The 14788-nt window shown below is 74.6% G+C and carries 12 protein-coding genes; 3 read left to right on the top strand and 9 right to left on the bottom strand.

Annotated elements, in window-relative coordinates; translation table 11 throughout:
- Positions 1 to 51: 51 nt before the first annotated feature.
- Complete coding sequence (locus tag DNK53_RS15460; protein WP_204163973.1) at positions 52 to 930, bottom strand: M56 family metallopeptidase; 879 nt, start codon at positions 928 to 930, stop codon at positions 52 to 54.
- Complete coding sequence (locus DNK53_RS15455) at positions 927 to 1352, bottom strand: BlaI/MecI/CopY family transcriptional regulator (RefSeq protein WP_239456578.1); 426 nt, start codon at positions 1350 to 1352, stop codon at positions 927 to 929. Before DNK53_RS15455 ends, DNK53_RS15460 begins: the two co-directional genes overlap by 4 nt.
- Positions 1353 to 1530: 178 nt before the next feature.
- Between DNK53_RS15455 and DNK53_RS15450 the strand changes: the two genes are divergently transcribed.
- Genes DNK53_RS15450 through cydD form a run of 3 tightly spaced genes read left to right on the top strand, consistent with a single transcriptional unit; the run spans position 1531 to position 7445 of the window.
- The gene (locus tag DNK53_RS15450; RefSeq protein ID WP_110183247.1) at positions 1531 to 2973 is read left to right on the top strand and encodes a cytochrome ubiquinol oxidase subunit I; all 1443 of its coding nucleotides are present in this window, start codon (positions 1531 to 1533) and stop codon (positions 2971 to 2973) included.
- A 13-nt stretch (positions 2974 to 2986) separates the two neighbouring features.
- The gene (gene cydB, locus DNK53_RS15445) at positions 2987 to 4021 is read left to right on the top strand and encodes a cytochrome d ubiquinol oxidase subunit II (protein ID WP_110183246.1); all 1035 of its coding nucleotides are present in this window, start codon (positions 2987 to 2989) and stop codon (positions 4019 to 4021) included.
- Positions 4022 to 4025: 4 nt separating this feature from the next.
- A complete protein-coding gene (gene cydD / locus DNK53_RS15440; RefSeq protein ID WP_110183245.1) occupies positions 4026 to 7445 on the top strand; it encodes a thiol reductant ABC exporter subunit CydD in 3420 nt (1139 codons plus the stop codon).
- On the opposite strand, the gene DNK53_RS15435 is transcribed toward cydD, so the two are convergent.
- Genes DNK53_RS15435 through DNK53_RS15405 form a run of 7 tightly spaced genes read right to left on the bottom strand, consistent with a single transcriptional unit; the run spans position 7396 to position 14742 of the window.
- Complete coding sequence (locus tag DNK53_RS15435; protein ID WP_110183244.1) at positions 7396 to 9246, bottom strand: sensor histidine kinase; 1851 nt, start codon at positions 9244 to 9246, stop codon at positions 7396 to 7398. The genes cydD and DNK53_RS15435 overlap by 50 nt on opposite strands.
- Before the next feature lie 45 nt (positions 9247 to 9291).
- Positions 9292 to 10983: a ribonuclease J gene (locus DNK53_RS15430; protein ID WP_110183243.1), complete on the bottom strand. Its 1692-nt coding sequence runs from the start codon at positions 10981 to 10983 to the stop codon at positions 9292 to 9294.
- Positions 10984 to 10991: 8 nt separating this feature from the next.
- Positions 10992 to 11888, bottom strand: coding sequence for a 4-hydroxy-tetrahydrodipicolinate synthase (gene dapA / locus DNK53_RS15425; protein ID WP_110183242.1), 897 nt, complete (start codon positions 11886 to 11888; stop codon positions 10992 to 10994).
- Between the two features lie 55 nt (positions 11889 to 11943).
- Complete coding sequence (locus DNK53_RS15420; RefSeq protein ID WP_110183241.1) at positions 11944 to 12870, bottom strand: LLM class F420-dependent oxidoreductase; 927 nt, start codon at positions 12868 to 12870, stop codon at positions 11944 to 11946.
- 45 nt (positions 12871 to 12915) lie between these two features.
- Positions 12916 to 13299, bottom strand: coding sequence for an NUDIX hydrolase (locus DNK53_RS15415; protein WP_239456577.1), 384 nt, complete (start codon positions 13297 to 13299; stop codon positions 12916 to 12918).
- Entirely contained in the window at positions 13296 to 13853 is a 558-nt protein-coding gene (locus tag DNK53_RS15410) for a dihydrofolate reductase (protein WP_239456576.1), read from the bottom strand. The genes DNK53_RS15415 and DNK53_RS15410 overlap by 4 nt, the downstream gene beginning before the upstream one ends.
- Before the next feature lie 10 nt (positions 13854 to 13863).
- Entirely contained in the window at positions 13864 to 14742 is an 879-nt protein-coding gene (locus DNK53_RS15405) for a LysR family transcriptional regulator (RefSeq protein ID WP_110183240.1), read from the bottom strand.
- Positions 14743 to 14788: the final 46 nt, after the last annotated feature.

Below are 14788 nucleotides of genomic sequence, written 5' to 3'. Positions count from 1 at the left end.
AGTCGAACCGTCACTCCAGTCACACGCACCACAGCGTGCGTGTCGCGGGCCTCAGCCCAGCGAGGCCAGCCAGGGCTGGACGACCAACGCCGTGGGCAGCACGAGCACCGCCCAGGAGGCCAGGACCAGCGCGACTCCCTGCGCGCGGCGCGGCCGCCGGTCGGCCAGGACCCGCACCCGCTCGACGAGGTCGGAGCCGGAGGCCCCCATGGAGCCGGCCGGGACCCGGCCGTGGGCCATCGCGAGCAGCGCGGCGCCCAGGTCGTGGGCGCGTCCGACCTTGAGCGCCGCGCGGTCGGCGAGGATCTCGACCAGCAGCTGCACCTCGCGCAGGGCCGCGTCGCTGCTGACCCAGCGGGGGAAGGCCCGGTGCAGCACGGTGAACGCCTCGAGGACGAGGTCGTGCCGGGCGGCCAGGTGGGCGCGCTCGTGGGCCAGCACGGCGTCCAGCTGGGCGGGCTCGAGGTGCTCCAGCGTGGCGGCCGAGACCACGACCCGGGAGTGGGCCACGCCCGGCAGGCAGTAGGCCACCGGGACGTCGTGCTCGAGCACGTGCAGGTCGTCGTGCCGGCCGGCCACGAGGTCCACCTGCTCGCGGTGCTCGCGGCGCAGCGTCCGCAGCGACGTGCCGACCCGGTGCCCGGAGAGCAGGAGACGGGCGGCGACCACGAGCGTGACGGTCAGGGCGAGGACGGCCACGACGCCCCCGACCGGCCCGGGCTCCTCCCGCAGGGTCTGGCCGGTCGCCAGCGAGAGCCCGGCGCCCAGGGCGGCGAGGACGGCCGCGAGCGCGACGGCCTGCCAGAGCGTCATGGCGGCGAAGGGGGTGAGGTGCAGGCGCGAGGCCCGGGCCATGAGCGCCGGGACGGGGCCGGCCAGCGCGACGGCCAGCGCCCCCAGCACCAGGGGGGTGAGGTCCACGCCGGTCACGACTCCAGGGCGGCGAGGGCCTTCCGCAGGGCCGCCAGGTCCTCGGCCGAGGCGTCCTCGACGAAGGCCACCAGCGCCGGGGCGCGCTCGCTGCTGCCGAGGTCGGCGAGGGTGTCCCGCATCAGGTCGGCGGTCATCTCGGCCCGCGTCGCCTGGGCCCGGTACCGGTAGGCGCGCCCTTCCTTCTGCTGGACCACCACGCCCTTGCGCGCCAGCCGGTCCATCACCGTCATCACCGTCGTGTAGGCGACGTCGCGCCCCTCGGAGAGTCGCCCGTGCACCTCGCGCACCGTGGCGTCGGCGTCGGGCCCGAGGTCCCAGAGCACGTCCATGACGGCGCGCTCCAGCTCGCCGAGGCCGGCCTTGCCGGCACTGCCGGGAGCGGTCCGGGTGGTCCTGGTGGTCCTGTCCGTCTTGCGCACGGACCCAGCATACCTACGGATCCCCGTAGTACTACCCATCTCGTACTACCCGGCACGTACTACCCGGCACGTACTACCGGACACGTACTACCGGACACGTACTACGCCAGACGTACTACCGTGTGTAGTATCCAACCGCCGCCGGGCCCCACCGGCGCGTTCGACAGCTGGAGGCAAGGTGGACGTCCTCGAGATCGCTCGGTGGCAGTTCGGCATCATCACCGTGTACCACTTCCTCTTCGTCCCGTTGACGATCGGCCTCACGGCCCTGGTCGCCGGGATGGAGACCGCGTGGGTGCGCACGGGCAAGGAGGAGTACCTGCGGCTCACGAAGTTCTTCGGGAAGCTCTTCCTCATCAACTTCGCCCTGGGCGTCGTGACCGGCATCGTGCAGGAGTTCCAGTTCGGGATGAACTGGTCCGACTACTCCCGCTTCGTCGGGGACGTCTTCGGGGCCCCGCTGGCCATCGAGGGCCTGCTCGCGTTCTTCCTCGAGTCGACCTTCCTGGGTCTGTGGATCTTCGGCTGGGACAAGCTCCCCCGCGCGCTGCACGCCGCCTGCATGTGGCTGGTCCACCTCGGCACCCTCGCCTCGGCGTACTTCATCCTGGCCGCCAACAGCTGGATGCAGCACCCGGTCGGGCACGACTACAACCCCGAGACCGGCCGCGCCGAGCTCGTCGACTTCTGGGCCGTGATGTTCAACAAGGTCCAGCTCGTCACCTTCCCCCACGTGGTGCTCGCGGCCTACATGACCGCCGGCGCCTTCATGGCCGGCGTCGGCGCCTACCTCTACGTGAGCCGACGGCACCGCGACGACCAGCCGCTCTACCGCAAGGCGATCCGGATCGGCGCCGTCACCGCGCTGGTCGCGGGCCTCGGCGTCACCGTCTCCGGCGACGTCCAGGGCAAGATCATGACCGAGGTCCAGCCGATGAAGATGGCGGCGGCCGAGGCGCTCTACGACACCACCAGCAACGCCCCCTTCTCCGTGCTGACGCTGGGCCGCCTGGACGGCTCCGACCCGCAGCACCTCATCGAGGTCCCCGGCCTCCTGTCGTTCCTCGGCACCGGCTCCTTCGACGGCGAGGTCCAGGGCATCAACCAGCTCCGCGAGCAGTACGCCGAGACCTACGGCCAGGACCCCGGCGCGGCGTACTACCACCCCACCGACTACGTGCCGGTGATCCCGGTGACCTACTGGTCCTTCCGCTTCATGATGGGCCTGGGCTTCGCGGTCGCGGCCGGCGCCGCCCTGCTCCTCTGGGCCACCCGCAAGGGGCGCACCCCGTCGGGCCGCTGGCTCGCTTGGCTCGGCCTGGCCCTCCCGATCGGCGCCGTCGCCGCCAACTCGTTCGGCTGGATCTTCACCGAGATGGGCCGCCAGCCCTGGGTCGTCTTCGGCCTGATGACCACGCAGTCCGGCGTCTCCCCCGGCGTCTCCGTCTTCGAGGCCGCGACGTCGTTGATCGTCCTCACCCTGTTGTACGCGGTGCTGGCCGTCGTGGAGCTCGGCCTGCTGGCCAAGTACGTCAGGATCGGCGCCGAACCGTTCGTCGAGCCGCCCCAGGTCCCCGTCGGCGGAGCCGACGACGACCGTCCGATGGCCTTCGCCTACTGAGGGAGAGAGACCCATGGAGCTCACCACCGTCTGGTTCGCCCTCATCGCGATCCTCTGGATCGGCTACTTCACCCTCGAGGGGTTCGACTTCGGGGTCGGCATGCTGCTGCCGGTCCTCGCCCGCGACGAGCGGGAACGCCGCGTCATGTACAACAGCATCGGCCCCACCTGGGACGGCAACGAGGTCTGGGTGCTCGTGGCCGGCGGCGCCACCTTCGCCGCCTTCCCCGAGTGGTACGCCACGCTCTTCAGCGGCTTCTACCTCCCGCTGCTGCTGATCCTGGTCGCCCTGATCGTGCGCAACCTCGCCTTCGAGTACCGGGGCAAGAAGGACGACGACGGCTGGCGAACCCGCTGGGACGTCGCCGCGATCCTCGGCTCCTGGCTGCCCGCCGTCCTGTGGGGCGTCGCCTTCGCCAACATCGTCGCCGGCGTCCCGATCGACGCGGAGAAGGAGTTCACGGGCAACCTCTTCACCCTGCTCAACCCGCTGGGCCTCCTCGGCGGCGCCGTCACCGCGGCGCTGTTCGCGACCCACGGGGCGCTCTTCCTGGCGCTGAAGACCGACGGGGAGATCCGGCACCGCGCCCGGGCGCTCGCCGGACGGCTGGGGGTCCTGGCCGCCGGGCTGGCGGTGGTCTTCATGCTGTGGATCCAGCTGCGCACCGGGGACGCGGCCTCGGCCGTCGCCTTCGTGCTCGCCGCCCTCACCCTGGTCGGCGCCCTGGTGGCGAACCTGGCGGGTCGCGAGGGCTGGGCCTTCACCGGGACCTTCGCCACCATCGCGCTGGCCGTCGCCGGCCTCTTCCTGGCGCTCTTCCCCGACGTGATGCCCTCGACCACCGACGCCGCGTTCTCGCTCACCACGACGAATGCCGCAGCCACGGCGTACACGCTCAAGGTGATGACGTGGGTGGCGGTGGTCTTCACGCCGATCGTGCTCGGGTACCAGGCCTGGACCTACTGGGTCTTCCGCAAGCGGATCAGCGTCGACAGCATCCCCGCCGTGGCCGTGCCCGTCGCCCCGGCCGAGCCCGCGGAGCGCTGACCCCGTGGCCAAGCCCCTGGACCCGGCGCTCCTCCCCCACCTGCTGCCGGCCCGGCGCCACCTGGCGTCGGGCCTGGTGGCCGGGGTCGTGGGCGGGCTGCTGGCCGTCGCGCAGGCGTTCGCCGTCGGTCACCTGATCGTCCGGCTCGTCGACGACCCCGGGGGTGCGGGCTGGCTGGAGGGGCTCCGGGGCCCGGCGCTCGCCCTGGCCGCGGTCGTGGCGCTCCGGGCGGCGTGCGCCTTCGTCGTCGACGTGAGCGGCGCACGCGCCGCCGCCGTCGTCTCCGGCACCCTGCGCCGCCGGCTCCTCGAGGCGGCGGCCCGGATGGAGCCGCTGGCACTGTCCCGGCACCGCACCGGCGCGCTCGCCGCCCTCGCCACCCGGGGCACCGCCGCGGTGGAGCCCTACCTCACGCGGTACCTCCCCTCCCTCGTCCTCGCGGCCGTCCTGCCGGCGGCGACCGTGGCGGCGATCTTCTGGCTGGACTGGCTCTCGGGGCTGATCGTGCTCGCCACCCTCCCCCTCGTGCCCGTCTTCGCGGTCCTCATCGGCCTGAGCACCAGGGACCGCGCCGACCGGCAGTGGCGCCAGCTCTCGGCGCTCTCGGGGCACTTCCTCGACGTGGTCCGCGGGCTCCCCACCCTCGTCGCCCACCGCCGCGCCGGCGCCCAGTCGGCCGCCATCCGCCGGATCACCGACCGCTACCGCCGGGCCACCCTCGACACGCTCAGGGTCGCCTTCGCCTCCTCGGCCGCGCTCGAGCTGATCGCGACGCTCTCCGTGGCACTCGTCGCCGTCTGCGTCGGGCTCCGGCTGGCTGCCCAGGGCATCGACTTCCCCACCGCCCTGGTCGTCCTGCTCCTCGCCCCCGAGGCGTACTGGCCGTGGCGCCGGGTGGGCGCCGAGTTCCACGCGGCCGCCGAGGGCACGGCGACCTTCGCCGCGGCGACCGAGCTCCTCGCCTCCGCCCCGCCCGAGGCCGGGGCCGCAGACGACCGGGCCCTCCCCCACACCGCCCCCGTCCGGCTGGCCGTCCTGGGCGTGGGGCTCACCTACCCCGGTCGCGACGAGCCCGCCCTCGCCCCCCTGACCCTGGACCTGCCCGCCACCGGCCTGGTGGCGGTCGCGGGCCCGTCGGGCGCGGGCAAGTCGACCCTCCTGGCCCTCCTGGCCGGCGAGCTCACCCCCACCGTCGGCACGGTCCTCGTGGACGACCTGCCCCTCGACCCCTCGCGCCGGGCACGGTGGCGCGCCACCGTGGCCACCGCCCCGCAGCGGCCGTGGCTGACCGCCGGGAGCATCGCCGACAACCTGCGCGTCGCCCGGCCCGGTGCCGACGACGCCGCCCTCTGGCGCGCCCTGGCCGCGCTCGACCTCGCGGAGGTCGTGAGCGACCTCCCGCGCGGGCTGGACACCCCCCTCGGCGACGACGGCGCCGGCCTCTCGGCCGGGCAGCGGGCCCGGCTCGGCCTGGCCCGCGTCGTCCTGGCCGACCGCCCGGTGGTCCTGCTCGACGAGCCGAGCGCCCACCTGGACCGGGAGACCGAGGCCGTCCTGCTGCGGACCCTGCGGGTGCTGGCGCGGGACTCCCTGGTCGTCGTGGTCGCCCACCGGGACGCGGTGCTGGACGCCGCGGACCGGGTGGTGGAGCTCCGCGCCCCGGAGCCGGCTGGGGCGCCGCCGCCCGCCGGCCCCACCGCGTCCTGCGACGCCGAAGGTCCCGCCGCTGCCCGCCCCGGCGCACGCGAGCGGGACGCCGCTCCGGACGCCGCCCCGGCGCCCGCGCGCTTCGGGCTGCGCACCGGCACCCTGCTCGGCGCGCTGTCTGCCGCCTCGGGCGTCGCGCTCACCGCCACGGCCGCGTGGCTGATCACCCGCGCCGCCGAGCACCCGCCCGTGCTCATGCTCATGGTGGCCATCGTCGGCGTGCGCACCTTCGGCCTCGCGCGCCCGGTGCTCCGCTACGCCGAGCGTCTGGTCTCGCACGACGCGGCGCTGCGACTGCTGGCCAAGCGCCGGGCCGAGGTGTACGACGTCCTGGTCCCGCTGGTGCCCGGGCGTCTCGGCACCCGGCGCGGCGACCTCCTGGCCGGCGTGGTCGACGACGTGGACGCGCTGGTCGACGAGCAGCTGCGGGTCCGTCAGCCCCGCTGGACCGCGCTGCTGGTGGGTGCGCTCGCCGTCCTGCTCTCCTCGCTCGTGCTGCCGGCTGCCGGCGCCGTCGTGGCCGCCGTCTGCCTGGTGGCGGCGGCCGGGCACCTGGTCGCCCTGCGGGGCGTGCGACTCGCCGAGCCCGCGTTCGTCGCCGCCCGCGCCGAGGTCTCGACCCGGGTGGAGGCGGTGCTGCACAGCGTCCGCCAGCTCGAGCAGTGGCAGGCCACGGGCCGGGCGCTGGACGGCGTCGACGCCGCGGGCGCCGCGCACGGCGCGGCCGCGGTCCGGTCGGCCCGCGCGACCGCCCTGGCCCGGGCGCTGCCCGCCCTGGCCTGCGGCCTCGGTGTGCTGGCCGTGGCACGGGTCGTGGCCGACCCCCTGCTCGCGGGCGAGGTCTCCCCGGCCATGGCCGCGCTGCTGGTGATGCTCCCGCTGGCCCTGCAGGACGTCTTCCTGCCGCTGGCCGACGCCGGCGCCGTGGCCGTGCGCACCCGTGCGGCCGCCGCACGGCTCTCGCACATCGCCGCGCAGCGCCCGGCCGTCGTGCCCGATCCGTCCCGGGCCGTCGGACGGGTGGGCCCCCACCCGGCGGGGGCGCTGGAGTCGGTGACGGCGGGCTGGGACGAGCGCCCGGCGTTCCGCGGCCTCTCCCTCGACCTCCCGCCGGGCGCCCGGGTGGGCCTCGTCGGGCCCAGCGGTTCGGGCAAGTCGACGGTGGCCGCCCTGCTGATGCGCTTCCTCGACCCCGTCGCCGGCCGGGTCACCTGGGACGGCACCCCGGCGACCGACCTCGACCCCGACGCGCTGCTCGGCGCCGTGGGGCTCGTGGACGACGACCCGCACGTGTTCGCCACCACCCTGGTCGAGAACGTCAGGCTGGCGCGACCCGACGCCGACGACGGCCAGGTGCTGGCCGCGCTGGAGGAGGCCCGGCTGGGCGACTGGCTCCGCGCGCTCCCGCACGGCCTGGACACCATGCTGGGCGAGGGACACGCGCACGTCTCCGGCGGCGAGCGGGCCCGGCTCGCGCTGGCCCGCGCCGTGCTCGCCGACCAGCCCGTGCTGGTCCTCGACGAGCCCACGGCCCACCTCGACTCCGCGACGGCCGCGGCGGTCGCCGAGGCCCTCCTCGCCGGCACCGGGCGGTCGGTCCTGTGGATCACCCACGGCACCGTCGGCCTGGACGCGATGGACCACGTCGTGGCCCTCTCCCCCGAGGTCAGTCCCGGGCGCTCCCGGACGGAGGGCGCAGCGGCAGGCGCACGGTGAAGGTGCTCCCGACCCCGAGCTCGGAGTCGACCTCGATGGTGCCGTCGTGGAGCTCCACGATCCGCCGGGAGATCGCCAGGCCCAGGCCGGTGCCCGGCACCGACAGCGCGTCGGGGTTGGAGGAGCGGTGGAAGGGCGAGAAGAGGTGGGCCTGGTCCTGCCGCGAGATGCCGAGGCCCTGGTCGGTCACGGCCACGAAGGCCGTCCGCCCCGCCTGCCCGACCTCGACCGCGACGCCGCCGCCCGGGCGCGAGTACTTGACCGCGTTCCCGCAGATGTTCTCCACCACCCGCCGCAGCTCCTCGGGGTCGCCGAGCACGGTCACCGGGCCCGCGGGGCGGCGTACCTCCCAGCCGAGCTCGCCGCGGGCGACCTGGATCGCCAGCGCGTCGGCGACCTCGTCGACGAGGGCCACGAGGTCGACGTCGCGGCGGGCCGCCGACCGCTGCTCCTGGACCCGGGAGTAGCTCAGGAGGTTGTCGATCAGCCCCTGCAACCGCTGGGCGTTGCGCGCGATGGCCGCCAGCGACCGGGCCGGCGCGCCGCCGTCGGCGAGCAGCTCGGTGTGCCCGACGATCGAGGTCAGCGGCGTCTTGAGCTCGTGCGAGATCGTGGCGATCAGCTCGCCCTTGTAGCGGTCCAGCTCCTGCAGCTCGGCCACCAGCAGCTGCTCGGTGCTGCGGAGGCGGGCGTTGAGGACCATCTGGCCGAGCGCGCGCCCCACCTCGGCCAGGGCGTCGCGCTGGGCCCGGGTCAGCGCGGTCTGGTCGGCCGTCTGCATGACGACGACGTAGCCGAGGAGGTCGGCGCCGACCCGCATCGGGCTGACCGTCGCGCGGGTGGCGCCGTGCTCGCGCATCCTGCGCTGCAGCGCCCCGCAGCTCTCCGGCAGCGACGGGCACCCGTCCTGGTCGACGTGCAGCCCCACCGAGACCTCGTCGCCGCTCTCGAGGAGCCGGGACATGTCGTGGCGCAGCGACGGGATCCCGGCCGACAGGCGGTTGGGGGCCGGGTGACCCGCCGCGTGCTCCCCCGTCCCCCCGGGGCTCTCCGGGAAGCAGCGGAGGAACGTCTGCGAGACCCCGAGCCCATGGGTCACCGCCCGCGCGGCCTGCTGGACCACCATGTCGAGGTCGCCGAGGTTGCCGGCGAGCGCCACCTGCTTGAGCATCTCCCCCAGGGCCAGCCGCTCGGCCATCCGGCCCCGGTGCTGGGCGTTGGAGAGGGCCAGGCCGGCCTGGATGACGAACATCTCGAGCAGCTCGCGCTGCTGCCGGTCGGGGATCCGCCCCTCAGGGGGCAGGTCGACGGCCATGATGCCGAGCAGCTCGCCCGTCGCGGAGTAGAGCGGGGCGTAGAGCGCGTCCTCGGGGTGCCAGGCGTCGGGGACGTCCTGCGGCTCGTAGTCGGGGATCCACATCCCCTCGAGCGCCTCCTCGGAGACCCGCCCCCGGGGCACGTAGCGGAGGATGCCCCACTCGTCGCCGACCACGAACTCCTCGAGGATCAGCCGGACGGGGCGGCGGCGGCCGATGATGAACGGCCGCTCGTGCTCGGGGCCGGCGAAGGTCGTGGTCACCAGCTCCTCCCCCTCGAGCCGGGAGATGGCGGCGATGCCGTAGCCCAGCCCCTCCGTCACCCCACGCGCGATCTCGTCGAGCACCTGGGCGGTGTCGGCGGAGGAGTGGACCCTGCGCATCAGCTCGTAGAGGCGCGCCAGGCTGGAGTCGTGGCTCCGTGTCCCCTGCTCGAGCTCCACCCGTGTCTCCCCGTCCTCGGTCCCGACCCGCTCGGTCGCCACCGCCCGGAGTCTAGGGTCGCGCGCGCCCGCGGTGGTGGAGAACGCTCACGCCTCCACGACGACCGGGATGATCATCGGGCGTCGGCGGTGCGCCTTGCTCACCCACCGCCCGACCACCCGGCGGACGGTCTGCTGGAGCTGGTAGGAGTCGGTGACCCCGTCGGCCACGGCCCGGTCGAGGGCGTCGACGATGGCGGGCTTGACCTCGGCGAAGGTGTCCTCGTCCTCGGCGAAGCCACGTGCGTGGATCTCGGGGCCGCCGGAGACCTTCCCGGTGACCGAGTCGACGACCACGATGACCGAGATGAACCCCTCCTCGCCCAGGATCCGCCGGTCCTTCAGCGAGGTCTCGGTGACGTCGCCGATCGAGGTGCCGTCGACGAAGACGTAGCCGCACTCCACCTTGCCGGCGACCCGGGCGACGCCGTCGACCAGGTCCACCACGACGCCGTCCTCGGCCACGACGACGCGGTCGGCGGGCACCCCGGTCGCACGCGCCAGCGCCGCGTTGGCGTGCATGTGGCGGATCTCGCCGTGCACCGGCATCACGTTGCGCGGGCGCACCACGTTGTAGCAGTAGAGGAGCTCGCCGGCGCTGGCGTGGCCGGAGACGTGGACGAGGGCGTTGCCCTTGTGCACGACGTGGGCCCCCCACCGGGACAGGCCGTTGATCACCCGGAAGACGGCGTTCTCGTTGCCGGGGATCAGCGAGCTGGCGAGCACCACGGTGTCGCCCTCCTCGATGTGGACGAAGCTGTGGTTGCGCTGGGCGATGCGGCTCAGCGCCGACAACGGCTCGCCCTGGGACCCGGTGGAGACCAGGACCTGTCGCTCCGGCGGCAGGTCGGCGAGCTCCTTGGCGTCGACCAGCACCCCCGGGGGCACGGTGAGGTACCCCAGGTCCTTGGCGATCTGCATGTTGCGGACCATCGAGCGGCCGACGTAGGCCACCTTGCGACCGTGCGCGACCGCCGCGTCGAGGGCCTGCTGGACCCGGTGCACGTGGGAGGCGAAGCAAGCCACGATGATCCGCTTCTCGCTCTTGGCGAAGACACCGTCCAGGACCGGCCCGATGTCCCGCTCGTGGGTGGTGAACCCCGGCACCTCGGCGTTGGTGGAGTCGGTCATGAAGAGGTCGACGCCCTCCTCGCCCAGCCGCGCGAAGGCGCGCAGGTCGGTGATCCGGCCGTCGAGCGGGAGCTGGTCCATCTTGAAGTCCCCGGTGTGCAGGACCGTCCCGGCCGCGGTGCGGATGGCGACCGCCAGCGCGTCGGGGATGGAGTGGTTGACCGCCACGAACTCCAGGTCGAACGGGCCGAAGGAGATCCGATCGCCCTCGCGGACCCGGTGGTGGACGGTCTCCTTGAGCCGGTGCTCGCGCAGCTTGGAGCCCAGCAGCGCCAGCGTCAGCTCGGAGCCGACGAGCGGGATGTCGCCCCGCTCCCGCAGCAGGTAGGGGGTGGCCCCGATGTGGTCCTCGTGCCCGTGCGTGAGGACCAGCGCCTCGACCTGGTCGAGGCGGTCCCGGATCGGGGCGAAGTCGGGGAGGATCAGGTCGACGCCGGGGTGGTGCTCCTCGGGGAAGAGCACCCCGCAGTCCACGACCAGCAGCCGGCCCGCGTGCTCGAAGACGGTCATGTTGCGACCGACCTCGCCGAGGCCGCCGAGCGGGATGACGCGCAACCCTCCCTCGGGCAGCGGCGCGGGCGCGGTCAGCTCGGGGTGGGGGTGCGACATGGATCTCCTCAGATCAGGCCGGCGGCGGCGAGCCCCGCGCGCAGGGCCGCGTGCTCGGCCTCGTCCAGCGGCACCAGCGGCCCCCGGACGCGACGGTTGTCGAGCACGCCGAGCAGCTGCAGCGCGGCCTTGGCGGTGGTGGCCCCGTAGTTGGGCACCCCCATCACGGCCTCGAACGCCGGCACCAGGCGGTTGAACGTGGCCAGCGCCGCGACGTGGTCGCCGGCCAGGAAGTCGTCGATCATCCGTGCGAGGTCGGGCCCGGCGGCGTGGCCCGCCACCGAGACGAGACCGCACGCGCCGTGGGCGAGGAAGCCCAGGGTCGCCACGTCGTCGCCGGAGTAGACCGCGTAGCCCATCTGCACGAGCTTGCCCGCGCGGACCAGGTCGCCCAGCGCGTCCTTGATCGCGACCACGGTGGGCCAGTCGATGGCCTCCTCGAGCACCGGGGTGGGGATCGGGATGCCGGTCCGTCCGGGCACGTCGTAGAGCATCACGGGCAGGTCGGTCGCCTCGGCGACCGTGCGGAAGTGGTGCAGCACGCCGGCCGGGGAGGGCTTGTTGTAGTACGGCGTCACGAGCAGCGCGCCGTCGACGCCGACCTTCGCCGCGTTGCGGGCCAGCTCGACGGAGTGGGCGGTGGCGTTGGTGCCCACGCCCGCGACGACCGTGCCGCGCCCTCCCACGGCGTCCTTGACCACGCGCAGGATCTCCGCGTCCTCCTCCACCGTGGTGGTGGGCGACTCGCCGGTGGTCCCGGAGACGACGACGCCGTCGGAGCCGTGGCGGACCAGGTGGTCCGCGATCGCGGCGGTGCCCTCGAGGTCGACGGAGCCGTCCTCGGAGAACGCGGTGGCCATCGCGGTCAGCAGCCGGCCGAAGGGAGCTGCGGGAGCGGTCGTCATGGTGGACAAGGTTACTGCCCCGCCGCAGCCGGCCCGCGCCAGCATCTCAGGCGCGTCACAGCCGCGGCGCGACCTCCTCGGCGACCAGGCGCAGGTGGTCGAGGTCGGCGAGGTCGAGCACCTGCAGGTAGACGCGCTGCGCGCCCAGCTCGGCGTACCGGCCGATCTTGTCCACGACCTCCTCGGGCGTGCCGGCGAGGCCGTTCTCCCGCAGCTCGGCCGGCTCGCGGCCGATGGCCGCCGCCCGGCGCTCCACCTCGGCCTCGTCGGCGCCGACGCAGAGCACGAGGGCGTTGGACCACGTCATCGTGGCGGGGTCGCGCCCGATCGCCTCGCACCCCGCCCGGACCCGGCCGAACTGGTCGCGGGTCTCGGCCAGGTCGACGAAGGGCAGGTTGAACTCGTCGGCGTACCGCGCGGCGAGCGCCGGCGTGCGGCGCTTGCCGCGCCCGCCGACCAGCACCGGCGGGCCGGGCTGCTGGACCGGCTTGGGCAGGGCGGGGCTGTCGACCAGCTCGTAGTGGTCGCCGCGGTGGGTGAACCGCTCGCCCTCGGGCGTGCGCCACAGGCCGGTGACGATCGCGAGCTGCTCCTCGTAGCGGTCGAACCGCTCGCCGGTGCCGGGGAACGGGATGCCGTACGCCGTGTGCTCGGCCTCGAACCAGCCGGCCCCCAGGCCCAGCTCGACGCGGCCGCCGCTCATCTGGTCGACGCCCGCGACCTGGATCGCCAGCACGCCGGGGTGGCGGAAAGTCGCCGACGTCATGAGGGTGCCGAGCCGGATGGTGCTGGTGTCGCGGGCCAGGCCGGCCAGCGTCGTCCAGGCGTCGGTGGGGCCCGGCAACCCCTCGGTCCCCATCCCGAGGTAGTGGTCGGACCGGAAGAACGCCCCGAAGCCGAGTCGCTCGGCCTCCAGCGCCACCGCGAGCAGGTCGTCGTAGGTCGCCCCCTGCTGGGGCTCGGTGAAGATGCGCAGCTCCATGCCGCCACCCTGCCAGACGCCCCTGGGACCTCCGCCGGTCGGGAGTCAGGCGCCGCGCAGGGCCGGGATCACGTGCTCCTCGAGCATCGGCGCCAGGTCGTCGTGGAGGCGGTCCATGGGCGTCCAGCGCAGCTCCGCGATCTCCCCCGCGGCGACCGGCTCGGCCGGGAGCGCGGCGGTGTAGACGGTGGAGTGCAGGGTGTGCCCCGGCTCGTTGGCCGCGGCGCTGACGAACTCGCCCAGCAGCACGAGCTCGTCGACCTCGAGCCCCACCTCCTCCAGGGTCTCGCGGCGGGCGCACGCCTCGGCGTCCTCGCCCGGCTCCGGCTTCCCGCCGACCAGCATGAAGCGGGAGGTGCCTCGCTTGCGCACGGTGAGGACGGCGCCGTCGCGCACGAAGGCCACCGCCGAGACCACGATGGTGGTCACCGGCGTTCCCACCAGACCCAGTCGAGGTCGGGCCGCGACACGCGGCGCACCTCGCGCCACCCCGACAGGTCGACCTCGGGGAAGAAGGCGTCGCCCTCGGGCTCCGCGTGCACCTCGGTGAGGACCAGGTGGGTGGCCAGCGGCAACGCCTGCGCGTAGACCTCTCCCCCGCCCGCGACCACCACGTCGCCCGGCAGGTCGGCGGCCACGGCCATGGCTTCCTCCAGGCTGTGCGCCACCCGGACGGCGTCGGCGTGCGGCCCGGCGGTCCAGCCGGGGTCGCGGGTCACCACGACGGTGGTCCGACCGGGCAGCGGACGTCCGATCGAGTCCCAGGTGGCGCGCCCCATCACCAGCGTGTGCCCCAGCGTCTCGGCCTTGAAGTGGGCGAAGTCGTCGGGGATGTGCCACGGGATCTCGCCGCGGTTCCCGATGACCCGGTTGCGGGCGTACGCCGCCACCAGGACCACGCGTCCGGCCCCACCGTCCTGCCGCTCGTCCTGCCGCTCGTCCTGCCGCTCGTCCCGCTGCTCGTCCCGCTGCTCGTCCTGCACGCGGGGCACCCTACGCGGGCGGGCGCGCGTGCCGCAGTGCCCCGAGGAGCGCCGCGACCGCGGGGACGCGTTCGATCCCCCGCCGGTGGAGCACGTCGATGCGACGACTGCCCAGCTCCGGCAGCTCCGCGACCCGGACGTCGGGGTGCCGGAAGGCGGTGAGCGCGGTCTCGGGCAGCACCGCCACGGCGAGGCCCCTGGCCACCAGCGCCTGCACCACGACGTAGTCGTCGGTCACGTGCCGCACGCGGGGCGCGAAGCCCGACCTTCCCGCACAGGCGACGAGGTGGCCGCGGCACCGCTCGCACCCGGCGACCCAGGGCTCGTCCGCGAGCTCCGCCAGGCTCCGCGGCACCCCGGGACCCCCGGGCGGCAGCACCAGCCGGACCGGGTCGTCCCCCAACGGCACCGCCACGAGGCTCTCCTCGGCGCGGTCCTCCTCGTAGCCGAAGACGAGGGCGAGATCGACCGAGCCGCTGCGGACCAGGCCGATCGCCTCGGGGGGCTCGCACTCCACCAGGCCCACCTCGACGTCGGGCGCCTCGGCGGCCAGCGCGGCGAGCGCCGCCGGCACGACCACGGCGGAGCCGGAGGGGAAGGCGGCGAGACGGGCCGAGCCGCCGCGGAGCTCCGCCAGGTCGTCGAGCTCGGCACCCGCCGCGTCGAGGTGGGCGGCGACGGCGTCGGCGTGCACGAGGAGGCGCCGGCCCGCCTCGGTCAGGTCGACCCCGCCGGCGCCGCGGACCAGCAGTGGCCCGCCGGCCTCGCGCTCGAGGGCCTGGAGGTGCTGGCTCACCGCCGGCTGGGTCCAGCCGAGCGCGCGGGCGCCGGCGCTGATGGAGCCGGCCCGGGCGACGGTCCGGAAGATCAGCACGCGTCGGGGGTCCACCCCCCAAGCATCGCTTATGGCCGACCGAAGGAGAAGGGGTCTTCCT

The organism is Nocardioides solisilvae (genome assembly GCF_003194625.1).
In the GTDB taxonomy this organism is placed as follows: Bacteria; Actinomycetota; Actinomycetes; order Propionibacteriales; family Nocardioidaceae; genus Nocardioides; species Nocardioides solisilvae.
Note: the sequence above shows the minus strand (reverse complement) of the source record. Positions and strands in the feature narration are given on the sequence as shown.